Origin of the sequence: Actinocatenispora thailandica (genome assembly GCF_016865425.1) — a bacterium.
GTDB classification, from domain to species: domain Bacteria; phylum Actinomycetota; class Actinomycetes; order Mycobacteriales; family Micromonosporaceae; genus Actinocatenispora; species Actinocatenispora thailandica.
In genome coordinates this window covers 2,391,106-2,414,851 of the sequence record NZ_AP023355.1, presented here as the reverse complement: position 1 = coordinate 2,414,851, position 23,746 = coordinate 2,391,106, and the positions used below count along the sequence as shown (strand labels likewise).

The window sequence follows — 23,746 nt, the reverse complement described above, 5'->3', positions numbered from 1 at the left end:
GCCGACCGGGCCGGCGATGGTGACCGACTCGGGAGTGCACGATGGGCGAGACGATGCGGGCAGCGGTGTGGACCCGGCCCGGCGGGCCGGAGACGATCGAGGTACGGACCGTGCCCCGGCCGGCCGCCCGCGACGGGTGGACGCTGATGCGGGTGCACGCCGCCGGGCTGAACCGGTCCGAGCTGATGACCCGGCAGGGCCACTCCCCCGGTGTCGAGCCGCCCCGGGTGCTGGGCATCGAGTGCGTCGGTACCGTCGCCGAGTCGCTCGACCCGCTGCTGCCGGCCGGTACCACGGTGGCCGCGGTGATGGGCGGCATGGGCCGGGCGTTCGACGGCGGGTACGCCGAGTACGCGCTGCTGCCGGACCGGCTGCTGATGCGGCTGGACACCACGCTCGACTGGCCGACGCTCGGCGCGCTGCCCGAGACGTTCCTGACCGCGCACGGCTCGCTCACCGCGCTCGGCGCCGGCAGCGGCGAGACCCTGCTGGTCCGCGGCGGGTCGTCGGCACTGGGGCTGGCCGCCGTCGCGCTCGCCCGCGAGCGCGGGCTGACCACGCTCACCACCACCCGCAACCCGGACAAGGTGGCCCGGCTCGCCGCCAACGGCGCCGACCACGTGGTGCTCGACGACGGTGACCTGGCGACCGCGGTACGCCGGATCCTGCCGGGCGGGCCGCACCTGATCCTCGACCTGATCGGCGCACCGACCATGCTCGACTCGCTGCGCCTGGTGCGGCGCGGCGGCACCGTGTGCATGACCGGCCTGCTCAGCGGCGAGTGGCTGGTGCCGGACTTCGAACCGGTCGGGTCGATCCCGTCCGGTACCAAGCTGACCGCGTTCGGCTCGCAGGACCTCGCCGGCCGGGCCGGCGCGGACGCGTTGCGGCGCATCGTGTCCGACGTCGAGGACGGCCGGTACCGACCGGTGGTGGACCGGGTGTTCGCACTCGACGAGGTCGTCGCCGCGCACCGGTACATGGAGCAGAACCGGGCCACCGGGAAGGTCGTCCTGCGCTGCTGACCCCGCCCGGCGGGCCGGGTGTCAGTCGGTGGCCACCGAGAACGGGGTGAACAGGCGCTTGACGTCGCCCGGTGCGGTTCCGTTGGCCGACATCAGGGTGACCCGCTCGCGCCGGGTCAACCGGCCGGCGGCCCAGTCCTCGAACTCGGGTTGGGTCGAGGCGATGTCCAGCCGGATCGGCCCGTCGCTGGCGAGGTCGGTGCACAGCGCGATCGCGGTTGCCACGTCCTCGGCGACGACCGGCCCGAGCAGGCGGTACGAACCGTTGCGCCAGCTCGCGCCGTAGCCGCCGGCGGCGAGCCGCAGCCGACCGAAGCCGGCCACCCGACGCAGCAGCCGCGACCGGTCGGCGCCGAACGCGTCGGCGTCCAGCCGCAGGATCTCCGGCAGGTCCGCCGGCCCGGCCGGACGGGTCGGCGGCAGGTCGGGCCGGTCGCCGGCCAGCGTGCCGAGGTAGGTCACCGAGCTGCCGTCGGCGACGAAACCGAGCCGCTCGTACAGCGGGCGGCCGTTGTCGGTGGCGCGCAGGCAGACCGGGCCGCCCGCCGCCGCCATCGCGTGCGACATCAGGGCGCGCCCGAGCCCCTGCCGCTCGTACCGCGCGGCGACGAGCATCATGCCGATCGCGGCGTGCGTGTCGTACCGGGTCAGGGTCACCGCGCCGGCGAGACCGCCGTCGGGTGCGTCGATCCCGTACACCTCGGCGACGTCGATCAGCAGCGCCCAGCGGCGGTCCTCGCGCAGCCAGCGGCGGTCGGCCGACAGCTCCTGGCAGGCCGGCACGTCGGCCGGCGTCAACCTGCGTATCTGCACGCCGACCATCGTCACGGCACCGGCCGCGGCGCGCCAGCGTGATTCGGCTCTCGCCAGCCTGGTCCTCGCGGTCCCAGGAGAACCGGAACCTGGTCGGCGGTGCCGCCGGGACGGACGGTGAAGGCAGCCGCGGCGAGCGTCGCGGCGGGAGGGTGATCATGACAACCACGCAGCTTCCCGGCGGCACCTACCGCGTCGGTGACCTCGACCTCACCCGCGTCGGGTACGGCGCGATGCAGCTCGCCGGGCCCGGCGTGTTCGGACCGCCGGCGGACCGGGACGCCGCGATCGCGGTGCTGCGGGCCGCGGTCGAGGCCGGCATCAACCACCTCGACACCGCCGACTTCTACGGCCCGTACGTGACGAACGAGCTGATCCGCCAGGCGCTCGCGCCGTACCCGGACGACCTGCACATCGTCACGAAGGTCGGCGCCCGGCGCGATGGCGAGGGCGGCTGGCCGCCGGCGCGCAGCCCGGAGCAGCTGCGCGAGCAGGTGTACGAGAACCTCGAGCACCTCGGCCTGGACGTGCTCGACGTGGTGAACCTGCGGGTCGGCGGCGTGCACACGCCCGAGCCCGGCTCGCTGGCCGAGCAGTTCGAGGCGCTCGCGCAGCTGCGCGAGCAGGGCCTGATCCGGCACCTGGGGGTCAGCAACGTCACCGCCGAACAGCTCGCGCAGGCGCGGTCGATCGCGCCGGTGGTGACCGTGCAGAACATGTACAACATCGCCCAGCGCAGCGACGACGAGCTGGTCGCGGCGACCGCGGCGGACGGCATCGCGTTCGTGCCGTACTTCCCGCTCGGCGGGTTCACGCCGTTGCAGTCCGGCGCGCTGGACGCGGTCGCGAAGCGGCTGGACGCGACCCCGATGGCGGTCGCGCTGGCCTGGCTGCTGCGGCGCTCCCCCAACATCCTGCTGATCCCCGGTACCTCGAACGTCGCGCACCTGCGGGAGAACATCGCCGGTGCCGGGCTCGACCTGCCGGCCGACGCCCGCGCCGAACTCGACGCGATCGGCGGCTGACCGGGGCAGTCCTCGCGGCGGCTAGCCGGGTTGCCGCGTCCGGCGGCGGTCCAGGCGCAGCACCGCGAACAGGGCGCCGAGCGCCACGACGGCGACCGCGGCGGTGAACGCGATCCCGGCGGTACGCAGCCCCCACAGGGTCGCCGCCACCCCGACCGCGACGACCGGCAGCGAGATGCCGACGTAGGCGACGACGAAGAAGCTGGAGACCGTGGCGGCCCGCTCCGGCTCGGGGCTCGCGGCGGTGATCGCGGCCATTCCGGACCGGAAGCTGAGCGCCTGCCCGACGCCGATCACCACGGTACCGGCGATCAGCGCGGCGACCGACCGGCCGAGCAGGCCGCCGGCGATCCCGGCCAGTCCGGCCACCAGCACCAGGCAGCCGACCGGCAGCGCGACCCGGCTCGGTACCCGGGCCAGCCCGACCTGGCCGAGTGCCGAGCCGGCGAACATGGTGAACACCACCAGGCCGGCCAGGGCCCGCGAGTCGAGCCCGAGCACGGTGGCCAGGAAGCCCGGCTCGATCGAGGTGAGCAGCCCGAACACGGCGAACGCCGCGAACGCCGCCACCGACGCCGGCACGAACACCGCCCGGGCCGGCGCCGCCACCGACGGCCGTTGCACGCTCAGCCGGGCGCCGGGGCGCACCGCGACCGGTTCGGGCGCGCGCAGCACGCCGATCGCGGCCGGCACCAGCAGTAGAAGGTTCGCCAGGAACGGCAGCCGCAGCGGCAACGGAGCCCACTGCGCGAGCACCCCGGCGAGCAGCGGGCCGCAGCCGAGGCCGAGCATGTTGACGGTGGTCGCGACCAGCGCCGCGGTACGCTGCCGGGCCGCCGGCGCGAGGTCGACCAGGGTCACCGTCGCGGTGGTGGTGAAGATCCCGGCGGACAGCCCGGACAGCACCCGGCCGACGAACAGCGCGGCCAACCCGGCGTCGGACAGGAACACCAGCGCCGAGGCGGCCGAGGCGGCGAGGCCGACGAGCAGCACGCGGCGCCGCCCGTACGCGTCGGAGGCCCGGCCGAACAGCAGCAGCGCGGCGATCACGCCCGCCGCGTAGACCGCGTAGATCACCGTGGTCAGCAGGCTGCCGAAGCCGTACTCGTGCTGGTAGATCGCGTACAGCGGGGTCGGCAGGGTGGTGCCGACCATGGTGACGCCGAACGCGTACGCGACGAACGCGAAGCCGACCGCCGCGCCTCGCCGGGCCGTCCGCTGCTCCGTCATGACCCCCATCGTGCCCCTTCCACCGGTTCGTCCTCGGCTCGTTCCGCCGGGCCGCCGTCCTCCCCAGCCTGCCAACCGCTCGGCGATCCCTCCAACGGATTGTTTCGATCCTGTCGATCGGTACCCTCGATCAATGGAGCTGCGGCAACTCGACCACTTCGTCGCCGTCGCCGAGGAGCTGCACTTCACCCGGGCGGCCCGGCGGGTGCACGTGGTCCAGTCCAGCCTGTCCGGGTCGATCCGGGCGCTGGAGCGCGAGCTCGGCACCGATCTGTTCGTCCGGACCAGCCGGCGGGTCCGGCTCACCGCCGCCGGCGCGGCCCTGCTCCCCGCCGCCCGCCAGGCGCTCGCCGCCGCCGCGGACGGCCGGGACGCGGTCGCCGGGGTCCGCGGGGTGCTGCGCGGCCGGCTGTCGATCGGGGTGCTGCAGACGCTCGGCGGCATCGACCTGCCGGCGCTGCTGACCGAGTTCCACCGCCGGCACCCCGGGGTGGCGCTGCGGCTGACCAACGCCAGCGCGTCCGGGCTGGCCCGGGCCACCGCCGCCGGCGAGCTCGACGTCGCCTTCGTCGACCGGCCGATCGACCCGCGCGGCCTGCGCGAGATCCCGCTCGGCAGTGAGGACCTGGTGCTCGCGGTCGCCGCCGCGGACCCGCTCGCCGCGGCCGGCACCGTCGCGCTCGGCACGCTCGGCGACCGCGACTTCGTCGAGTACCGGCCGGACTCGTCGCTGCGCCGGCGCATCGACGAGGTCTGCGTCCGGCACGGGCTGACCCGCCGGATCTGCTGCGAGGTCGACACCATCGCGCACCTGGTCGAGCTGGTCGCGCACGGGCTGGGCGTGTCGCTGCTGCCACCGCTGACCGTGCGCGGCACCGACCGGATGGTCGGGCTGCGCACCGACCCGCCGGTCCGGCGCGAGCTGCTCGCGGTCGTCGCGGCCGACCGTACCCCGCCGCCGGCCGCCACGGCCCTGCTCGCCCTGCTCCCGGAGGCGACCGCCGGCGGACGCCGCCCTCGTACGGCATGACGCCGCGCCACGACGAGCACCTGACACCGTGCCGAGCGGTCGACGCTCGAAGTAGTTCGGGGTCGACTCGCGGTGTGGTGGGGTGCTCTCGGGAGCGGCCGGGTGGAGGCCGCCGGCGCGGTCTGGAGCGGATCTCACCGGGTTTCCGTCGAGACCGTGGGAGCGCGGGCGTGGCTCTCTCGATGCGACATCAGGAGTCCGTCGCCGGCCCCGGACCGGCTGCGGATGGCGCTGCCTGCGCACGACCGGGTACCGGGTCGTCGATCTCGTCGGGCTGCAGCAGCCCGGTCAGCACGCGGGTGAGGATGCGGTCGAAGAACGACTCCGATGAATCCTCGGCCCCGGACGGCTGACCGGCCAGCGCGGTGGCGAGATTCGGGTGGTGGCCCGCCATGGCGACCTGGGCGAGATATTCCGCCTGGTCCTGCTGCCACCGCGGGATGGTCTGCCCGGCGAGACGCTGGGTGTGTATGGCTCGCGTCAGAGTGGAGACGACGGCGTTGAGGATTGCGATGGCCTCCAGCTTGGTGCGGGGACCGACGTCGAGCTCGGCCAGCGCGGCCAGGGCGTGTTCCAGGTAGCTGACCGCGTTCGGTCCCATCGGGGGCCTCGTCGCGGTCGCGTCGAGCAGCCACGGGTGCGCGAGGTAGACGCCCCTGCTCTGCCGAGCCAGGGCGAGCAGGTCGTCGAGCCAGTGCCCGGAGCCGAGTGCCGCGTAGGAGATCTCGCCGTTGACCTGGTCGATCATCAGTTCCAGCAGTTCGTCGCGGGTGGCCACATAGCGGTAGAGGGATGCCGGGCCGGCCCCCAGTGCGACCGCAACGGCCCGCATGGTGACGGCGGGCAGGCCATCCGCGTCGGCCAGGGCGACCCCGGCGGCGGCGATGCGGTCGCGGTCGAACGTGGGCGTCGGACCGCGTCCCGAGCGTTCCGGGCGCAGCCAGATGCTGTGGGTGGACGGCTCGGCCATGGACCCCTCCTGTTCTGCGAACGTCGTTTGCAGTACCTTAGTTCATATGAACTGCGAACATGGATCGCAGTAAATGAAGGAGAGCCGACATGCCCCAGCCTCAGCCGCAGCAGGAGTGGACGCCGACCCGGTACGCGCACAACGGGGATGTACAGGTGGCCTTCGACCGACTGAAGGGCTCCCAGGGCGAACCGCTGCTGCTCATCATGGGGTTGGCCACCGCCCGGTTCTGGTGGCCGGCCGGACTGTGCCGGGCATTCGCCGACGCCGGGTTCGCCGTGGCTCGATACGACCAGCGTGACGCCGGCCAGTCGAGCCGGATGCCGGACACCTCCACCGCCAACCCCTTCAAGGCCCTGTTCGCCAGGCGTGGAGACGCCTACACCGCCGAGGACATGACCGACGACGCCATCGCCGTGATGGATGCACTCGGCTGGGAGCGGGCCCATGTCTTCGGCCACTCCCTGGGTGGCGCGATCGCTCAGCGGGTCGCGCTGCGACACCCCGACCGGGTACTCAGCGTCACCTCCTCGGCGGCCCTGCCCAGCGATGTCTCTGGCCTGGGGGTGGTGCGCTACCTGCGGTTCGGCCTGCTCGCCAAGCTCGCCCGGACCAAGTTCCCCGAGGGCCGCGAAGGCGACATCGAGGCCGCCCTCACCGTCTGGCGCGGCATCGCCTCACCTGGCTACCCCTTCGACGAAGCCGCGGCGCGCGCCTGGGTCGAGGCCGAGGTGGACAGCGGCCCACGCGACAGCAAGGCACAGAGCCGCCAGATCGGCGCCCAGTGGCACGGACCGAGGCTCAAGGAGCTGCGCCACCCCACCTTGGTCCTGCACGGCGAGCAGGACCCCATCCTGCGCGTCGGCGCGGGCCGCGCCACCGCCCGCGCCATCGACGGCGCCCGCCTGGTGACCTACCCGGGCGTCGGCCACGACCTCCCCGCCGCGCTGTGGCCCGACATCGCCCACCAGGTCAGCGCTCTGGCGGTCCGTTGATTGCGATCGGGCCGCAGTCGGCCGCTGGGGCTCTGGAAGCCGAGCACGCAGACGGGACCGCCAGCTGACGCCGCCCCTGGGACGCGACCGCAGGCTGGCTGCGACGCGGCACCGGCCGTCGGGGCGGGCCGGCCGCACCGGGCGCGGGCCGGGCCGGCGTGGATCAGGCGGCGGCGGCGATCGTCGCGGAGCCGAGCACCACGTCGCCGGCCGGATCCCGGCGGTACGCCACGATCGCCTGCCCCGGCGCGACCCCGCTGGCCGGCGCCCGCAGCGTCGCGGTGAGCCCGGCGGCGTCGTACGTCACCGTCGCGTCGTACACCTCGCCGTGCGCGCGCAGCTGCACCTGGCAGTCGAACGGGCCGGCCGGCGGCGGCACCGTCCACACCGGACGCTCCGCGGTGACGGTGTCGACCGCGAGCGCCTCGCGCCGGCCCACCGTCACCGTGTTCTGCACCGGCGTGATGGACAGCACGTACCGCGGCTGCCCGTCGGGCGCCGGGCGGGTCAGGTTGAGCCCGCGCCGCTGCCCCACCGTGTACGCGTACGCCCCGTCGTGGCTGCCCAGCACCTCGCCGGTGTCCGCGTCGACGATGTCCCCCGGCTCGCTGCCCAGCTCGCGGTGCAGGAACCCGCGGGTGTCGCCGTCGGCGATGAAGCAGATGTCGTGGCTGTCCGGCTTGTCGGCGACGGCGAGGCCGCGCCGCGCCGCCTCGGCGCGGACCTGCGCCTTGGTGGAGTCACCGAGCGGGAAGACCGCCCCGGCCAGCTGGTCCGGGCGCAGCACCGCCAGCACGTACGACTGGTCCTTGGCGTGATCGACCGACCGGCGCAGCACCCCGCCGGCCAGCCGGGCGTGGTGGCCGGTGACCACCGCATCGAAGCCCAGCGCCCGGGCCCGGTCCAGCACCGCGGCGAACTTGATCTTCTCGTTGCAGCGCAGGCACGGGTTCGGGGTGCGACCGGCCGCGTACTCGGCGACGAAGTCGGCGACCACGTCCTCGCGGAACTCCTCGGCCATGTCCCACACGTAGAACGGGATGCCCAGCACGTCGGCGGCGCGTCGGGCGTCCCGGGAGTCCTCCAGGGTGCAGCAGCCGCGCGCGCCGGTGCGGTAGGCCTGCGGGTTCGCCGACAGCGCCAGGTGCACCCCGGTCACGTCGTACCCGGCGTCGACGGCGCGCGCGGCCGCCACCGCCGAGTCGACCCCGCCCGACATCGCCGCCAACACCCTCATGCCCGTTCCTTCCTCGACGCGTACCCTGCCGAGCGTATCCGGCCCGTCGGCGGTGCGGCCGCCGCGCCGGCCCGGCGAACCGATCGGGCAGTGACCCGACAGAACGGAACAAGAGGGCGATGAAGCGGCTTTCCTGGTGGCCGGTGCTGGTACTGGCGGCGCTGTGCGTGGCGAGCTTCGCGCTGCTGGTGTGGGGCGCGCACGAGGCGAAGACCGCGTACGACTGCCTGACCAACGACGTCTACCCGGCGAGCCTGGGCGACGGCGTCTGCGAGCTGCACACCCCGAACGGGGTGCGGCGCATCCCGCTGCACGGGCCGGGATTCCTGGTCACCGGCATCGCCGGAGTGGTCGGTACGGTGCTGCTGGTCCTGGTCGCGGTGCAGACGATCCGCCGGCTGCTGCGGGCCTCCCGGGGCGAACCGGGTGACCCGCCCGGACGTGGACCGACCCGTCCCCCGCGCTGAGCCGCCCGCCGGCCCGGCTGGGCCGCGCACCGGCGTCAGTGGCGGCGGGAGACCGCGGTGGCGCGGCGGGCCCGCTCGACCGCGGTCGGCAGCGCGTCCAGCAGCGCCGTCACGTCGGCCGCCGTCGAGGTGTGGCCCAGCGAGAACCGCAGCGAACTGCGAGCCCGGTCGGCGTCGGCACCCATCGCGAGCAGCACGTGACTCGGCTGCGCCACCCCGGCCGAGCAGGCCGAACCGGTCGAGCACTCCACGCCGGCCGCGTCCAGCAGCATCAACAGCGCGTCGCCCTCGCAGCCGGGGAACGAGAAGTGCGCGTTGCCGGGCAGCCGGTCGACCGGGTCGCCGTTGAGGATCGCGTCCGGCACCGCGGCGCGCACCCGCGCGACCAGCTCGTCGCGCAGCGCCGCCACCCGACGCGCCTCGTCCTGCTGCCGGGACACCGCATGGTCGACGGCGGTGGCGAGCGCGGCCACGCCGGCCACGTCCAGCGTGCCGGACCGGACCTCGCGTTCCTGGCCGCCACCGTGCAGCACCGGGGTGCAGGCCACGTCGGTGCGCAGCAGCAGCGCGCCGACCCCGACCGGGCCACCGATCTTGTGTCCGGTCACGGTCATCGCGGCGACGCCGGACGCACCGAAGTCGACCGGTACCGCGCCGAGCGCCTGCACCGCGTCGGTGTGCAGCGGCACCCCGTGGCCGGCGGCGATCGCGGCCAGCTCGGTGACCGGCGTGACCGTACCGACCTCGTTGTTCGCCCACATCGTGCTGACCAGCGCGGCCCGGTCGGCGTACTCGGCGAGCAGCGTGCCCAGCGCGTCCGGGGTCACCCGCCCGGCCGGGTCCACCGGCACCGGCAGCACGGTGGCGCCCTGGCGGTCGGCCATGAAGTGCGCCGAGTCCAGCACCGCGTGGTGTTCGGCGGCGCCGACCAGCAGTACGTCCCGGGCCGGCTCGGCCTCCCGGCGCGACCAGCTGATCCCCTTGACCGCCAGGTTGTCGCTCTCGGTGCCGCCGGAGGTGAAGATCACCTCGCTCGGCCGGGCGCCGAGCCGCTCCGCGATCTGCTCCCGGGACTCCTCGACCACCCGCCGGGCGGCCCGGCCGGAGGCGTGCAGCGACGAGGCGTTGCCGAACCTGCCGGCGGCCCGCACGTACGCGTCGAGCGCCGCCGGCAGCACCGGAGTGGTGGCCGCGTGGTCCAGGTACGCCATGAGGCCCAGCTTAGAGGTCCGCATCCGGGCCCCGGCGGCGCCGCCTATTGCAGGTAGGACTCGACCTCGGAGCTGGGCCGCACCCGCTCCGCGGTCGGGTCCTGGCCGGCGTCCTCCCGGGCCCGGCGGCGGCGCAGCAGGTCCCAGCACTGGTCGAGCTGCTGCTCGACCGCGGCCAGCCGGGCCCGCTCCTCGTCGCTGCCGCCGGCGTCGCGCAGCCGGTGCTCCTCGGCCACCAGGTCGTGGATCTGCCCCAGCACGTCCTTGTCGTTCACCGCACCCACCCCAGTTCCGTTCACCGTGGCTCGACGGTACCGGGAAACGCGCCGAGGCTGCTCAGCCTTCCCGGACCCGCTCGATCCAGGCGTGGCCCGGGTGGACCAGCAGCAACGCGGCGGCCAGCCAGTCACGCTGCGCCGGCGACAGCAGCGGGAGGGTGGCGACGAGGTCCGCCACGTCCTTGTCCCGGGCGTGCTTGGCCTTCATCAGCAGCACCACCTCGGGCCGCTGGTACGGCACGCCGGACGCGGACCGCGCGATCGTGTCGGCCAGCGGCCGGACGAGCCGATCGTCCCGCTTGCACACCCACTGCCGCCGGCTGCCCGGATCGAGGAACAGGTCGGTCCGGAACACAGCGTCCGCGGCGGTCGCGGTCCACACCTGCGCGAGGTGCGGCGGCGGTGGCCGATCCGCCGGCAGCGGCCACAGCATCCCGTCGCCGGCCGCGTACTGGGTGAGCGTGCGGTCGGCGAGCAGCGCGGCCCGGACCGCCGGGAAGTCGGCACGGCAGATGCCGAACTCCAGGTCCTCGTGACCGCGCAGCGGTCCGGCACCGGCATCGCGGTGGAACAGCTCGATCGCCCAGCCGCCGCAGACCCACCACGGCACGTCGACGCCGGCCAACCGGCGCGCGAGCTGCTCCGGCGTCCACGGGTCCCAGTTCTCCACGTCGAGGTCGGCCGGGGTGCCCGGACCGGGCACGGGCACGCCCTCCCCCGGCGCGTGGCTCACTTGCCGAAGCGGCGCACCAGCGCCCAGGTGCCGGGCAGCACACCGGCCGCCAGCGCCACCTTGATCGCGTCGCCGAGCAGGAACGGCAGCACGCCGGCGACCAGCGCCGCGGGCACCGCCATGCCGACCACGCCCACCAGCCAGGACACCCCGAACGCGTAGATCACCGCGTTGCCCAGCAGCATCGTCCCGACGGTGCGCAGCGGGGTCCGGTCGCCGGCCCGGCGAGCCAGCTCGCCCACCAGCAGCCCGGCCGCCAGGTAGCCCAGGATGTAGCCGAACGACGCGCCACCCGCGCCCGACGTGCCGCCGGCGAACCACGGCACGCCGGCCATGCCGACCGCGAGGTAGAGCGCCATCGAGGCGAGCGCCCGCCACGGACCGAGCGCGGCGGCGACCAGCAGCACGGCGAAGGTCTGGCCGGTCACCGGGACCGGCGACAGCGGTTCGATCGACACCGACAGCTGGGCGGCCAGCCCGGTCACCGCGGCGCCCCCGACGACCAGCAGCGCGTTACGGGCGACCGAACCGGGAATCAGGTCGGCGAGCACGTGCCGACGCAGGACGACCGGGCTAGTGGACACAACTTCCTCCAGGGGGTGAGGGCCGGGGCCCACGTGAAGTCAACCGCGGACAGCGTAAGACACCGCGATCGGCGCGCCTGTCGGCTTTCCCGCCCGGCACCGCGCATCGCGGCCCCGGCCGGGGGTGGTGTGCCGGGCCTTGCCGGGGCGCGGCGGAATGTCAAGCCCTCGGCACGACAGATCGCCACCGCAGACCCTGTGCCGCCGGCGGCGCCCGGCGTCGCCGGCCGCCGCGGGGCAGGGGGTGCGAAGCGGTACGCCGCCACCGCGACGTACCGCTTCGGACGGTGCGGCGATCGGGTCAGCCCTGGCGCTTGCGGATCTCCTCGACCGCCTGCGGGACGACCTTGAACAGGTCGCCGACGATGCCGTAGTCGGCGAGCTCGAAGATCGGTGCCTCGTCGTCCTTGTTGATCGCGACGATCGTCTTCGAGGTCTGCATCCCGGCCCGGTGCTGGATCGCGCCGGAGATGCCGATCGCCAGGTAGAGCTGCGGCGACACGGTCTTGCCGGTCTGGCCGACCTGGAACTGGTGCGGGTAGTAGCCGGAGTCGACGGCGGCCCGGGACGCGCCGACCGCGCCGCCGAGCAGGTCGGCCAGCTCCTCGATCAGCGCGAAGTTCTCGGCGCTGGCGACACCGCGACCGCCGGAGACGACCACGCCGGCCTCGGTCAGCTCGGGCCGGGAGCCCTTCTGCTCGGCGACCCGCTCCAGCACCGTGGCGCCCTTCGCGGCATCCGACACGGTGGTGTCCACGCTGACCCGCTCGCCGGCGGCCGGCGCCGGCTCCGGGGTCACCGAGTTCGACCGGACGGTGACGACCGGCAGCCCGTCCGCCTTCGCGGTGACGATCGTGGAGCCGGCGAACACCACCTGGGTGACCGTGCCGTCGGCGGCGATGTCGGACACGTCGGTCAGCAGGCCGGCGTCGAGCTTGACCGCGAGCCGGCCGGCGATCTCCTTGCCCTCCTGGCCGGATGCCAGCAGCACCGCGGCCGGCGACACCTCGCCCACCAGCCGGGCCAGCACCTCCGCCTTCGGCGCCACCAGGTGCCCGGCGATCTCGTCGCTCTCGGCGGCGTAGATCTTGACCGCGCCGTACTCGGCGAGCGGGCCGGCGAGCGCGTCGGCCGTGCCGGGTGCGCCCAGCACCACCGCGGCGGGCTCGCCGAGCCGACGGGCCAGCGTCAGCGCCTCCAGCGTCACCTTCTTCACGCCGCCCGACGCCGTGCCGTCCGCGACGACCAGTACCTCAGCCATCTGTCCTTGCCTCCGCGATCGCGGTCAATCGGTGCGGGCGACTAACGCCGGCCTTCTTGACCTAGCCGTACTCGTACGTGTTGGTGTCCAGTGCGAGCCGCCGACGCGGCCCCGCGCCGGGTCAGACGAACTTCTCGGTGGCCAGGAACTCGACCAGCTTGGCGCCGCCCTCGCCGTCGTCCGGCACCCGGGTACCGGCCTGCCGGGCCGGTCGCGGCTGCGCGGAGAGCACGGTGGTGTGCGCGTTCGCGCCGCCGACCTCGCCGGCGGCGATGCCCAGATCGGCCAGCGTCAGCGAGTTCACCGGCTTCTTCTTGGCCGCCATGATGCCCTTGAACGACGGGTAGCGGGGCTCGTTGATGGTGTCCCAGACGCTGACCACGGCCTTGCCGGTGGCCTGCACGACCTCGTAGCCCTCGTCGGTCTGGCGTTCGATCGTCTTCGTGTCGCCCTCGACGGTCAGCTTGCGGGCGCCGGTGAGTGCCGGCACCCCCAGCCGCTCGGCGATCATGTGCGGGATGACCTGCACCCGGCCGTCGGTGGCCTCGGCGCCGGCGAGCACCAGGTCCCACTCCAGGGTGTTCAGCGCGGCGGCGATGACCTTGGAGGTCTGCACCGCGTCGGAACCGGCGATCGCGTCGTCGACGACGTGCACGGCGCCGTTCGGGCCCATCGACAGCGCCTTGCGGATCGACTCGGTGGCACGGTCCGGACCGACGGTCAGGATGGTGACCTCGCCGCCCTGCGCCTCGGCGATGCGCAGCGCCTCCTCGATGGCGTACTCGTCCATCTCGTTGATGACGTTGCTGGCCGACGCACGGTCGACCGTCCAGTCATCGGACTTCAGCGTGCGCTCGGCACCGGAGTCCGGTACCTGCTTGACCAGGACGACGATGTTCATCGTTGCCGCAGACCTCCTGCTTACCCGAGCATTGTCAGGACACCACGACCGGTGACCGGCCGCCCGCAGCCAACATAGTCTGCCGGCCGAAGGCTCGTTCAGGGGCTATGTTACTAGCGGGTAGCCGACCGCGCGCGGCGACCACCGCGATACATCTCACAGCCGCACCCGCCCGTAGGCTGCGGGCATGCCGACCGCCCCCGCGCTGCCGCTGACCGGCGAGCGCACCGTCCCCGACCTGCCGGTGGAGAACTACTGGTTCCGCCGGCACGAGGCGGCCTACCAGGCTCTGGAACCGCTGCTGCCGGCCGGGCCGGTGCTGGAGGTCGGTGTCGGCGAGGGGTACGGCGCGGACCTGCTCGCCGCCGGCAGCGGCCCCAGTGGCGCGGCACCCGGCGCATTCGGCGGCCGGCCACGCCGGGTGCTCGGGCTCGACTACGACCCGGCCACGCTCGGGCACGTGCGCCGCCGGTACCCGGCGATCGCGGTGGCGCGTGGCAACGCGGTGGCGCTGCCGGTGCGCACCGGTGCCGTCCCGGCGGTGGTCAGCATGCAGCTGATCGAGCACCTGTGGGACCAGCCGGCGCACCTGGCCGAGTGCGCCCGGGTGCTCGCGCCCGGCGGCACCCTGGCGCTCAGCACCCCGAACCGGCTGACCTTCTCCCCCGGGTACGACCCGGCCACCGACCGGCCGCGCAACGTGTACCACTCCCGCGAGCTGTCGGCGGCCGAGCTGGCCGCGCTGGTCGCCCCGGCGTTCCCGGACTCGACCATGTACGGGCTGCATGCCGGCGCCCGGCTCGCCACACTCGATGCGCGCTGCCGCCGGCACTACGGCGCCGATCTGGTCGAGGCGCAGCTCGCGACGCCCGCCGCGAGCTGGCCGGCGGGCCTGGCGGAGCTGGTCGGGTCGGTGACCGCGGCCGACTTCGTACTGTCCACATCGGACCTGGACAGCGCGCTCGACCTGATCGTGGTCGCCGGAAAAGTGTGATCACCACGACCGTCGCGGCGGTAGATTGCCGCGCATGGATGCACGGCTGCGCGCGCTCTGTGACCTGATGGTGCCGACCGCCCGCGAGTCGGTCGGCCGGCACGAGTACGACGGCGTGGTCCAGGACCTGTCCACCGCCGGGGTGGCCGCGGCGCTGTCCCGGCTGGCGCCGGCCGGTGCGCACGTCTACCCCGACCCGCACGACGAGGCGCACGCCTCGGCCGCCGAGGACGCCACCCGGGTCGAGTACGGCGAGCTCGCCCTGCACCGCAGCAACCCGCTGTACCACGTCGCCAACCTCGACCTGGCCTGCTACGACCGGGAGTACGCGCCGGCGCCGGAGCGCGCCGCGGCCCGCGCGGCGCACCTCGCCGCCTGGCCGGACGCGGTCGACGCGGCGATCGACGCGCTCGACGCGGTGCCGGCGCCGGTCGCGGGCGCGACCCTGTCGGCGGCCCGCGGCCTGGCCGGCCAGGTCGGGCCGGCCGACGGGGACTCCGGGGTGGCCGCCACCGCCGCGCACCGCCGGCTGCTGGACCACCTCGAACGCTGCGCGCGGACCGGGCCGGCCGACTCGGCGCTGGGCGAGGCGGGGCTGGCCCGGCTGCTGTCCGCGTCCGAGGCGATGCCGGTACGGCTGGGCGCGCTCGCCGAGGCCGCCGACGCCGAGCGCCATCGGCTGCGCGCCATGCTGGCCGAGGCGTGCCACCGCATCGACCCCGACGCGGACACCGCGGGCACCGTCGCCGCGCTGGCCGCCGACCATCCCGGCATCGACGGGGTGCTGGCCGAGGCGCGGGTGCTGACCGCCGAGGTGATCGACTGGACCGCCCGGCACGAACTGGTGCCCTACACCGACGGCGAATGCCTGGTCGGCCCGGCTCCGGAGTCGCGGCGCTGGGCGATGGCGATGATGGCCTGGGCCGCCCCGTACGAGCCGGACGCGCCGGGCTGGTACCACGTGACCCCGCCGGAGCCGGGCTGGCCGGCGGCCGACCGGGAGCAGTGGCTCGCCGTGTTCAGCCGTACCAGCCTGCCGGCGATCACCGTGCACGAGGTGGCGCCGGGACACTTCTCGCACTCCCGGGCGCTGCGCCGGGCGCCGTCCGCGGTGCGTCGCACCCTGATCGGCGAGGCGTTCGTGGAGGGCTGGGCGCACTACACCGAGGAGATGGCGCTGGAGCAGGGTTTCCACGCCACCGATCCCCGGTACGCCGCGGGTGTCGCGTTGGAGGCGCTGGTCCGGGTGGTCCGGCTGACCGCGGCGATCGGGCTGCACACCGGCACGATGACCGTCGACGAGGCCGCCGCGCTGTTCACCTCGGACGCCCACCTGCAGGGTCCGGCGGCGCTGGCCGAGGCGTACCGCGGCACGTTCGACCCGACGTACGGCCGCTACACCTGGGGCAAGCTGGTGATCGGGCAGGTACGCGACCGGGCCCGGGCGGCGTGGGGCGCGGGGTTCTCGCTGCCCCGGCTGCACGCCGCGTTGCTGGAGCTGGGCGCGCCGCCGCTGGGGTTGCTCGACACCGCGATCGAGCGCGGCTGACCGGCCGGGTGCCCGCGCGCCCGACCCGGCCGGCCCGCGGCCGACCCGGGGTGGGTACCGGCCGGTAACGGGTGCCAGAATCGGTGCCCATGCGCGTGCTGATGCTGTCCTGGGAATACCCGCCGGTCGTCGTCGGCGGCCTCGGTCGGCACGTGCACGCGCTGTCGGTGGCCCTTGCCGCCGCCGGGCACGAGGTCACCGTGGTGACCCGGCACGGGACCGAGCCGGACGGCACCGACGCGCCGCTCGACGAGATCCGCGACGGGGTGCGGGTGGTGCGCGCGCCGGCCGACCCGCCGCTCTTCCCGTTCAGCACCGAGACGCTGCTGGCGTTCACGATGTCGCTGAACCACGCGCTCACCCGGGCCGCCCTGCGAGTGGCCGGCGAGCAGGGCTTCGACGTGGTGCACGGGCACGACTGGCTGGTCACGCACGCCGCGGTGACGCTCAAACACCACCTGGGTGTGCCGCTGGTGGCCACCGTGCACGCCACCGAGGCGGGCCGGCACTCCGGCTGGCTGCCCGGCGAGCTGAACCGGTGCATCCATTCGGTCGAGTGGTGGCTGACCTACGAGGCGCGCCGGGTGCTGGTCTGCTCGGACTACATGCGCTGGGAGGTCAGCCGGCTGTTCGAACTGCCCGCCGGCAAGGTCCGGGTGATCCCGAACGGCGTCGACCCGGCCGCGTTCACCGCGACACCGCGGCAGGTGCGGGCCGTCCGGCAGCGGTTCGCCGGCGACGGCCCGCTGGTGGTGTACGCCGGCCGGCTGGTGCACGAGAAGGGGGTCCAGGACCTGATCGCGGCGACCCCGACGCTGCGTCGCCGGTTCCCCGGGCTGCGGGTGGTCGTGGCCGGCGAGGGCAAGTACGCCGAGGAGCTGGCTGCCGAGGTCCGGCGCCGGCGGCTGTCCCGCACCGTGCGGTTCGTCGGTTTCCTCGGTGCCGAACTGCCCGCGCTGTTCGCCGCCGCCGACTGCGCGGTGGTACCGAGCCGGTACGAACCGTTCGGCATGGTGGCGGTCGAGGCGGCGAGCGCCGGCGCACCGCTCGCAGTGGCGGCGACCGGCGGGCTCGGCGAGTTCGTCGCGGCCGGCCTGGCGGCGGTCAGCTTCACCCCGAAGGATCCGCGCGCGCTCGCCGAGGCGGTCAGTTCGGTGCTGGCCGACGAGGTGCTGGCGCGCCGGCTCGCCCGGCAGGGCCGCAGCCTGGTGGCGCAGCGGTACGCGTGGCCGGTGATCGCCGAGCGCACCCTGGACGCGTACGAACAGGCGCGGCGGGACGAGCGGGCGCTGCGTGCGGCCGGTACGGCGGACGGCCCGGTCCCGCCGATCGTGGTACCGGACGGCAACCTGCTTCGCGACGGCTCCGCCTGACGGGCGGGAACTGCTTCGCTGCGATCGAGTCGGGCCCGCGGTTCGCGCCGTCGGACCCTGGTGCGCGGCTGAACGACGCCGGGGCGCCCCGACCGCTGCCGCGGCTGCGCCGAGCCGAGGTGCCCCGCGCCGCCGCGATCCTCGGCGTCGAAAACGAGCTCCTCGGCTTCACCGACTCCGGCCTGCCGGCGAGCGGGGAGCCGCTGCCCACCAACGGCTTCGCACTGACACCCGACGAGGTCGCGGTCGGCCGCCTGACCGCCCTGCCGTGCTACCTCGCGGTCCTGTCGCCGGACTGGCTCGCCGCGATGCACCGGGAATGCGGGAGCGCGGCGTGCGGTCCGCGATGGGGCCGGTACTCGCCGAACCCGACGGCGTCCAGGGGCCGCCGGTGACGACCCGGACCGACTGCGCCGACCGATCACGTCGCCCGTCACGGCCCGGGTTCGGCGCTCGATCCATCGCCGGCACCCGCTGACTCCGGCGGGTCGGCGGCGCCGGGCAGCCGCGGGGACGTCCCACGATCCGGGCCGGCCTGCCGCGGCAGCCCGCCGACGTCGGCCGCACCCCGGCGTGGCAGCCGGGACAGCGCTGCGGTCCACCAGGCCACCCCGATCGGCCGCCGGACCAGCCGCGCCTCCAGGTCGGCGTGCCAGAACTCGTAGCGGTCGCCGCGCTGCCGCAGGACGCCACGATCCCCCGCCTCGTCGAGGAAGTGGATCAACCGCAACGGAGTACGGCCGGCCAGCGCCAGTGTCACCCGGGCGATCTGAAGCCGACCCCACGGCGTGTAGCACAGCACCAGCCAGCCGCACATCGCGACACCGACGGCGACCCGGATCAGCAGCGGTAGCCCGGTGCGGCTCAGCAGCCCGACCGCACAGGTCGAGGTGACCAGCGGCAGCCACAGCGCCCCAGCAGCAGGGCGCGGGCACGTTCGCGGTGCAGGACGGCGATCGGCTGGGAGACGCGCGGGCGGATCCGGTCCCCGACCCAGGTACTGAGCTGCACCGGAAGGTTCGCGATAACCACGACAGCGACGTAGAGCAGCAGCATCCGTCCCACCGAGGCCAGCGCCGCGTCCCAGCCGTGCAGCCCGAACACCACCGCGAACTCGACGGCCAGCACCGCACAACCGACGCCCAGCCCGACGCGCAGCGCGATGACATCGATCCGGCGCCGTCGCCTGGTGTACTGCGAGGGCCTGGGCAGCACCGCGTACACCACCAGGAACGCGACCAGCAACGGCGGTACCCAGACCGTCCACAGTGCCCCGGCGTGCCACGGTCGCACCAGGTGGACCAGCTCGGGAAGCGCGGCGAGGGCCCAGAACGCCCCGGCGGCGATGCCGCGCAGGATCCGCTGTTCGAACCGGTCCGCGAGTTCCCACCAACCCAGGTCGTGGCGTTGGGTGGCCGCCAGCTGAGCCGCGAGGAACCGCAGGTACCGGGTCAACCGGCGGGCGTGCCGCCGGTCCACGCCCGGGTCGTCGTCGAGCCCGAACGCGGCGGCCGGGTACCGGTCGAGCAGCCGGGCTCGGACGTCGGCCACCGCGGCGTCGGACTGCCCTGCGGTCTCGCTGGCGACCTGCAGCAGCGTCTTCGGCGCCCGGTCGGCGTCGTTGTTGTCGTCGTAGACCGTGAGGGCCAGGCGCACCATCGACGGCGTCGAGAGCAGTTCGGCCAGCGGGCCCACATCGTCGCCGTCCAACCGTTCCAGCACCGGGTACCACTCGGCCTTGCCCGGATCGAACTGGCCAATGAGCGCCATCTGCTCCTTCCCGCACAGCGGTTCGATGGTGAGCACCGCCGCCTCGTCCAGGCGAAAGGCCGGGAGGTGAGCCGAGTCGGTCGCACGCAACCGGTCGCTGCGGCCGGCGAGGATCACCGGTATGTCGTTGAACGAGCTGTTCAACTGCTTGACCAGCGCCGCCAGCCGGTCGGCGCGCAACTCGTCCACGGCGTCCAGGACGGCAAGGACGTGGACTCGCTCGTCCTTGATCAACCGTTCGGCCGCGGTGTCGCAGGTCTCGCACGGGCGGCCCAACTTCGGGAACAAGTCCACCAGCTGCCCGACAAGCCAGCTGTCCAAACGCTCGATGCCGTCCCAGTGGGTTATCTCGACCATCACCGGGATCGGCGTGCGCTGGTTGGCGGCCGCCCGGGGTGGATCGTCGTCGGCTGGCGAAGGCCGTTCCAACAACTGAGCCACCAGCTGAAGTAGCAGGCTCGTCTTTCCCGCACCTTCGTGGCCGACGATCACCAGCCGACCGGACTCGACGGCCCGGTACTGCTCGACGATCGACGCCCGCGCGGGCAGCGGGTCGCGCCGCGCACGGCGCGCCTGTTCGAGCAGCGGCAGCGGGTTGATCTGCACCGCGCCACGCACCGTCCACGGCACGGTGAACGGTGCGGAACCCAGCAACCGCTGGCTGCGAGCGGCCACCTGCCACCGGCGTTTCGCCTCGTCGTGCAGGTACCGGACAGCGGCGTCCCGCGACAGGGGCTCGCGCCTGGTCAGCAGCCGGCTCGCCAGCCCGAGGAGGGTGGTGACGAGGGTGACGAGTTCCGCGACTCGCAGCGGCCAGAAGACCCAGGCAAGCGCCAGCGTCACGCCCAGGACGAGCCACAGAAGCCAGATCCCACCAAACCGGATCTTCATCCACATGAGTGTGGCATGCAACCGGCCGAACCGTGTACCGCGGCCGTGTGCCGGCAGAGCTTGACAGGCGGGGTGAAACGTACTTAAGTGCACTGCATCAGTTAGGAAACCTTACTGATATGCCGGGCGCGCGACCGGCCACGCTCTCCCCCGCATCTCCTCCTGCGTCACCCCCGCGTCAAGGAGCCCCCACATGCTTCGATCACGCCTGACCGCCGCGCTCGCGGCGGCCGGTACCGTGCTCGGCGGCGCCGTCGCCATCGGGTTCGCGGTCAGCGGACCGGCGACCGCGGCGAGCACGCTGCCGGCGCACGTGTCCGCCCCGTACTTCGAGACCTACAACGGCGACAGCCTGGCCCAGCAGGCCCAGCAGTCCGGCAACAAGTACCTGACCCTCGCGTTCCTGCAGACCGAGGCGAAGGGCTCGTGCACGCCGTACTGGGACGGCGACACCTCGATGCCGGTCGACGCCAGCCAGTACGGCAGCGACATCGACACGATCCGCGCCGGCGGCGGTGACGTGATCCCGTCGTTCGGCGGGTACACGGCGGACCACACCGGCACCGAGATCGCCGACTCCTGCACCGACGTCGGCAAGATCGCCGCCGCGTACGAGAAGGTGATCACCACCTACGACGTGACCCGGCTCGACCTCGACATCGAGGACAACTCGCTGACCGACTCGGCCGGCATCGACCGCCGCAACGCCGCGATCAAGCAGGTGGAGGACTGGGCCGCGGGCAACGGCCGCACCGTGCAGTTCGCGTACACCCTGCCGACCACCACCAGCGGCCTCGCCAGCAGCGGCCTGAACGTGCTGCGCAGCGCGGTGTCCCACGACGCGCGGATCGACGTCGTCAACATCATGACGTTCGACTACTACGACGGCGCGAACCACGAGATGGCCACCGACACCAAGACCGCCACCACCGGACTGCAGAGCCAGCTGGCCGGGCTGTACCCGAACAGGTCGGCCGCCGAGCTGTGGCACATGATCGGCGTCATCGAGATGCCCGGCATCGACGACTACGGCGCGGCGGAGACGTTCACCACCGCCGACGCGCCGGTGGTCGAGCAGTGGGCGCAGGACAAGGGCCTCGCCGCGCTGTCGTTCTGGGCGCTGCAACGCGACAACGGCGGCTGCCCCGGGACCGGCGGCTCGGACACCTGCTCCGGCATCCAGCAGGACACCTGGTACTTCAGCCACACGTTCGCCGCGTTCAACGGCGGTGGGTCCGCCCCGACGACCCCGCCCACCACGACACCACCCACCAGCCCGCCGCCGGCCGGAGGCGGCCTGACCAACGGCGACTTCGAGACCGGTTCGCTCGCCCCGTGGACGTGCACCGGCGGCACCGGCAGCATCGTGTCGTCGCCCACCCACGGCGGCTCCGGCGCGCTGAAGCTGGCGCCCACCTCGTCCGACAACGCCACCTGCAGCCAGTCGGTGACGCTCGCGGCGAACACGACCTACACGCTCAGCGCCTGCGTGCAGGGCGACTACGCGTTCCTCGGCACCACCGGAGCCGCGACCGACGCCAGCACCTGGACCAGCGCCGGCGCCTACACGAAGCTGTCGACCACCTTCACCACCGGCGGCAGCGGCACCGTGCAGGTCTTCGTGCACGGCTGGTACGGGCAGAGCGCCGTCCACGTCGACGACGTCAGCGTGCACTGATCGCGCCAGGGCGTCCCGCCGCTCGCCGGCCGGCGGGTTGCGGGCACGCCCGAGCATCGGGGGCAGGGCTCGGCGCCGGCGCGGCGCCGAGCCCTGCGGCGCAAGGCTACGCCGGGTCCGCCCGCGGTTCGATGAGCACGTTGAGCAGGTACGGCACCCGGGACTCGAACGCCCGGCGCAGCGCCGGGGCGAGTTGGCGCGCGGTCGCGACGGTCTCGCCGGCGCCGCCGAGCGCGGCCACCACCTTCTCCAGCCGCAGGCCGGGCGTCCGGTCGTCAGCGCCGCGCAGCCCGGCGGTACCGATGCTGCCGTTGTTGCCGACCACCAGCACGACCGGCAGGTGGTGCCGGACCAGCGACTCGACCTCCAGTACCGAGCCGGCGGCGGCACCGTCACCGAGCAGCCCGCACACCGGGCGGTCCGGGCAGGCCAGCGCGGCGCCGAGCGCGTACCCGAGGCCGGCGCCACCGTTGCCGTACCGGCCGCCGTCCAGCCAGCTGCCGGGCCGGCCGACATCGAGGTGGCGGGCCGCGGCGGACACCACGTCGCCGCCGTCGCCGACGATGATCGCCTCGTCGGTCAGCGCCCGGCGCAGCTCCGCGTACAGCCGGGCGGACCGGATCGGTTCGCGATCGTCGGCGAGGTGGCCGGCCTCCTGTGCCCGGGCGGTGTCCTCGGCGACGCGCAACAGCTCGATCCAGTCCGCGTGGTCGGCCCGCACGCCGCGGTGGTCGGCCATCGCGGACAGCACCAGCCGCAGGTCGCCGGCCACCCACACGGTGTCGTCGTCGTTCGGCGGGTCGGCCGGAGCGCCGGCCGGTGGCGCGTCGACGACGTGGATCAGGCGGGCCCCGGTACCGCCGCCGAGCCGCAGGTCGGGCGCGGTACCGAGGACCGCGACCAGGTCCGCCCGGGCCAGCGCGGCCCGCTTGCAGCTGCGGAAGGCGAGCGGATGGCCGGCGGGCAGCGCGCCGCGCGCCAGCCCGGTGCCGAACACCGGGACCCGCCAGGTCTCCGCGCACTCGCGCAGCGCGGCGATCGCGTCCCCGGTGTACACGTCGGAACCGGCGACGATCACCGGCCGTTCCGCCGCCGCCAGCAGCGCACCGGCCCGGGCCACCGCCGCCGGGTCCGGCTCGATCGGCGGCGGCAGCGTCGCCGGCGGCAGCTCGGCCTCGCCCGCACAGAACACCACGTCCATCGGCAGGTCGAGGAACGCCGGCCCGCGGTGCGGGGTCAGCGCCGCCAGCACCGCGGCCCGCACGTCGGTGCCGATGTTGCGCACCTCCGTACAGGTGGCCGCCGACCTGGTCACCGACCCGACGATCGCGACGTGGTCCAGCGCCGGCAGGCTGCCCGAACCCCAGCGCCACCGCGGCGCCCGACCGGCCAGTACCACCACCGGGGCGCCGTTGAAGTGCGCGGCGGTGATCGCCGAGACCGCGTTCGTCACACCGGGGCCGGCGCCGAGCACCGCCAGTCCGGGCCGGCGCCGCAGGGTCGCCACCGCCTCCGCCGCGAACACCGCGGTCTGCTCGTGCCGTACCTCCACGACGCGCATCCGGGCCGCCCGGGCCGCATCGTGAATCGCGGGGACGTGCTCGCCGGCCGGCGTGAACACCTCGCCGATGCCGTACCCGGACAGCGCCGCGACGGCCAGCTCCCCGCCGCGCCCGGACACCATCTGCCTCACTCCCTCCACCGCGGCAACCCGCCCACCGAGCAGGTGCC

General features: G+C 74.3%; 23 protein-coding genes. 10 read left to right on the top strand and 13 right to left on the bottom strand.

Translation table 11 applies throughout. The features are described from left to right. Positions 1 to 41 precede the first annotated feature (41 nt). On the top strand, positions 42 to 1,025 hold the full coding sequence (locus Athai_RS10705) for a zinc-binding dehydrogenase (RefSeq protein ID WP_203961369.1): 984 nt from the start codon (positions 42 to 44) through the stop codon (positions 1,023 to 1,025). Between the two features lie 21 nt (positions 1,026 to 1,046). Here Athai_RS10705 and Athai_RS10700 read toward each other — a convergent pair whose 3' ends face one another. Then, positions 1,047 to 1,838 carry a GNAT family N-acetyltransferase gene (locus tag Athai_RS10700; RefSeq protein ID WP_203961368.1) on the bottom strand — a complete coding sequence of 264 codons (792 nt, stop codon included), beginning with the start codon at positions 1,836 to 1,838 and terminating at the stop codon, positions 1,047 to 1,049. A 158-nt stretch (positions 1,839 to 1,996) separates the two neighbouring features. On the opposite strand from Athai_RS10700, the gene Athai_RS10695 reads away from it, so the two are divergent. After that, complete coding sequence (locus tag Athai_RS10695) at positions 1,997 to 2,863, top strand: aldo/keto reductase family oxidoreductase (protein WP_203961367.1); 867 nt, start codon at positions 1,997 to 1,999, stop codon at positions 2,861 to 2,863. Between the two features lie 21 nt (positions 2,864 to 2,884). Here the strand turns inward: Athai_RS10695 and Athai_RS10690 are convergent, their stop codons facing one another. After that, positions 2,885 to 4,093: an MFS transporter gene (locus Athai_RS10690; RefSeq protein WP_203961366.1), complete on the bottom strand. Its 1,209-nt coding sequence runs from the start codon at positions 4,091 to 4,093 to the stop codon at positions 2,885 to 2,887. A 133-nt stretch (positions 4,094 to 4,226) separates the two neighbouring features. Here Athai_RS10690 and Athai_RS10685 point away from each other — a divergent pair, with 133 nt between their 5' ends. Then, positions 4,227 to 5,123, top strand: coding sequence for a LysR substrate-binding domain-containing protein (locus tag Athai_RS10685; protein WP_203961365.1), 897 nt, complete (start codon positions 4,227 to 4,229; stop codon positions 5,121 to 5,123). A gap of 190 nt (positions 5,124 to 5,313) precedes the next feature. Here the strand turns inward: Athai_RS10685 and Athai_RS10680 are convergent, their stop codons facing one another. After that, complete coding sequence (locus Athai_RS10680; protein WP_203961364.1) at positions 5,314 to 6,093, bottom strand: TetR/AcrR family transcriptional regulator; 780 nt, start codon at positions 6,091 to 6,093, stop codon at positions 5,314 to 5,316. Positions 6,094 to 6,182: 89 nt separating this feature from the next. Between Athai_RS10680 and Athai_RS10675 the strand changes: the two genes are divergently transcribed. Then, positions 6,183 to 7,088: an alpha/beta fold hydrolase gene (locus Athai_RS10675; protein WP_203961363.1), complete on the top strand. Its 906-nt coding sequence runs from the start codon at positions 6,183 to 6,185 to the stop codon at positions 7,086 to 7,088. Positions 7,089 to 7,251: 163 nt separating this feature from the next. Here Athai_RS10675 and mnmA read toward each other — a convergent pair whose 3' ends face one another. Continuing rightward, the gene (gene mnmA, locus Athai_RS10670) at positions 7,252 to 8,325 is read right to left on the bottom strand and encodes a tRNA 2-thiouridine(34) synthase MnmA (protein WP_203961362.1); all 1,074 of its coding nucleotides are present in this window, start codon (positions 8,323 to 8,325) and stop codon (positions 7,252 to 7,254) included. A gap of 119 nt (positions 8,326 to 8,444) precedes the next feature. Here mnmA and Athai_RS10665 point away from each other — a divergent pair, with 119 nt between their 5' ends. After that, positions 8,445 to 8,792, top strand: coding sequence for a hypothetical protein (locus Athai_RS10665; RefSeq protein ID WP_203961361.1), 348 nt, complete (start codon positions 8,445 to 8,447; stop codon positions 8,790 to 8,792). A gap of 35 nt (positions 8,793 to 8,827) precedes the next feature. Here Athai_RS10665 and Athai_RS10660 read toward each other — a convergent pair whose 3' ends face one another. The 6 genes from Athai_RS10660 to Athai_RS10635 form a co-directional block, all read right to left on the bottom strand. Continuing rightward, positions 8,828 to 10,003 carry a cysteine desulfurase family protein gene (locus tag Athai_RS10660; protein ID WP_203961360.1) on the bottom strand — a complete coding sequence of 392 codons (1,176 nt, stop codon included), beginning with the start codon at positions 10,001 to 10,003 and terminating at the stop codon, positions 8,828 to 8,830. Between the two features lie 44 nt (positions 10,004 to 10,047). Next, positions 10,048 to 10,278: a DUF2630 family protein gene (locus Athai_RS10655; protein WP_203965495.1), complete on the bottom strand. Its 231-nt coding sequence runs from the start codon at positions 10,276 to 10,278 to the stop codon at positions 10,048 to 10,050. A 61-nt stretch (positions 10,279 to 10,339) separates the two neighbouring features. Next, the gene (locus tag Athai_RS10650; RefSeq protein WP_203961359.1) at positions 10,340 to 10,990 is read right to left on the bottom strand and encodes a hypothetical protein; all 651 of its coding nucleotides are present in this window, start codon (positions 10,988 to 10,990) and stop codon (positions 10,340 to 10,342) included. A 20-nt stretch (positions 10,991 to 11,010) separates the two neighbouring features. Further along, complete coding sequence (locus Athai_RS10645; RefSeq protein ID WP_203961358.1) at positions 11,011 to 11,598, bottom strand: biotin transporter BioY; 588 nt, start codon at positions 11,596 to 11,598, stop codon at positions 11,011 to 11,013. A gap of 301 nt (positions 11,599 to 11,899) precedes the next feature. Further along, positions 11,900 to 12,859: an electron transfer flavoprotein subunit alpha/FixB family protein gene (locus tag Athai_RS10640; RefSeq protein ID WP_203961357.1), complete on the bottom strand. Its 960-nt coding sequence runs from the start codon at positions 12,857 to 12,859 to the stop codon at positions 11,900 to 11,902. A 121-nt stretch (positions 12,860 to 12,980) separates the two neighbouring features. Next, the gene (locus Athai_RS10635; protein ID WP_203961356.1) at positions 12,981 to 13,760 is read right to left on the bottom strand and encodes an electron transfer flavoprotein subunit beta/FixA family protein; all 780 of its coding nucleotides are present in this window, start codon (positions 13,758 to 13,760) and stop codon (positions 12,981 to 12,983) included. Between the two features lie 187 nt (positions 13,761 to 13,947). Between Athai_RS10635 and Athai_RS10630 the strand changes: the two genes are divergently transcribed. The 4 genes from Athai_RS10630 (at position 13,948) to Athai_RS10615 (ending at position 18,071) form a co-directional block, all read left to right on the top strand. Continuing rightward, complete coding sequence (locus Athai_RS10630) at positions 13,948 to 14,754, top strand: class I SAM-dependent methyltransferase (protein ID WP_203961355.1); 807 nt, start codon at positions 13,948 to 13,950, stop codon at positions 14,752 to 14,754. Between the two features lie 34 nt (positions 14,755 to 14,788). Beyond that, the gene (locus Athai_RS10625) at positions 14,789 to 16,303 is read left to right on the top strand and encodes a DUF885 family protein (protein WP_203961354.1); all 1,515 of its coding nucleotides are present in this window, start codon (positions 14,789 to 14,791) and stop codon (positions 16,301 to 16,303) included. Between the two features lie 89 nt (positions 16,304 to 16,392). After that, positions 16,393 to 17,676 (top strand): glycosyltransferase family 4 protein, encoded by a 1,284-nt coding sequence (locus Athai_RS10620; protein ID WP_203961353.1) that lies wholly within the window; start codon positions 16,393 to 16,395, stop codon positions 17,674 to 17,676. 119 nt (positions 17,677 to 17,795) lie between these two features. Continuing rightward, a complete protein-coding gene (locus tag Athai_RS10615; protein ID WP_203961352.1) occupies positions 17,796 to 18,071 on the top strand; it encodes a hypothetical protein in 276 nt (91 codons plus the stop codon). Between the two features lie 38 nt (positions 18,072 to 18,109). On the opposite strand, the gene Athai_RS10610 is transcribed toward Athai_RS10615, so the two are convergent. Together Athai_RS10610 and Athai_RS10605 are read right to left on the bottom strand one after the other, a co-directional pair. Further along, the gene (locus Athai_RS10610) at positions 18,110 to 18,493 is read right to left on the bottom strand and encodes a hypothetical protein (protein ID WP_203961351.1); all 384 of its coding nucleotides are present in this window, start codon (positions 18,491 to 18,493) and stop codon (positions 18,110 to 18,112) included. 47 nt (positions 18,494 to 18,540) lie between these two features. After that, on the bottom strand, positions 18,541 to 20,337 hold the full coding sequence (locus tag Athai_RS10605) for an AAA family ATPase (protein ID WP_203961350.1): 1,797 nt from the start codon (positions 20,335 to 20,337) through the stop codon (positions 18,541 to 18,543). Positions 20,338 to 20,530: 193 nt separating this feature from the next. Between Athai_RS10605 and Athai_RS10600 the strand changes: the two genes are divergently transcribed. Continuing rightward, on the top strand, positions 20,531 to 22,015 hold the full coding sequence (locus tag Athai_RS10600; RefSeq protein WP_203961349.1) for a carbohydrate binding domain-containing protein: 1,485 nt from the start codon (positions 20,531 to 20,533) through the stop codon (positions 22,013 to 22,015). Positions 22,016 to 22,121: 106 nt separating this feature from the next. Here the strand turns inward: Athai_RS10600 and Athai_RS10595 are convergent, their stop codons facing one another. Further along, a complete protein-coding gene (locus tag Athai_RS10595; RefSeq protein ID WP_203961348.1) occupies positions 22,122 to 23,708 on the bottom strand; it encodes a thiamine pyrophosphate-binding protein in 1,587 nt (528 codons plus the stop codon). Positions 23,709 to 23,746: the final 38 nt, after the last annotated feature.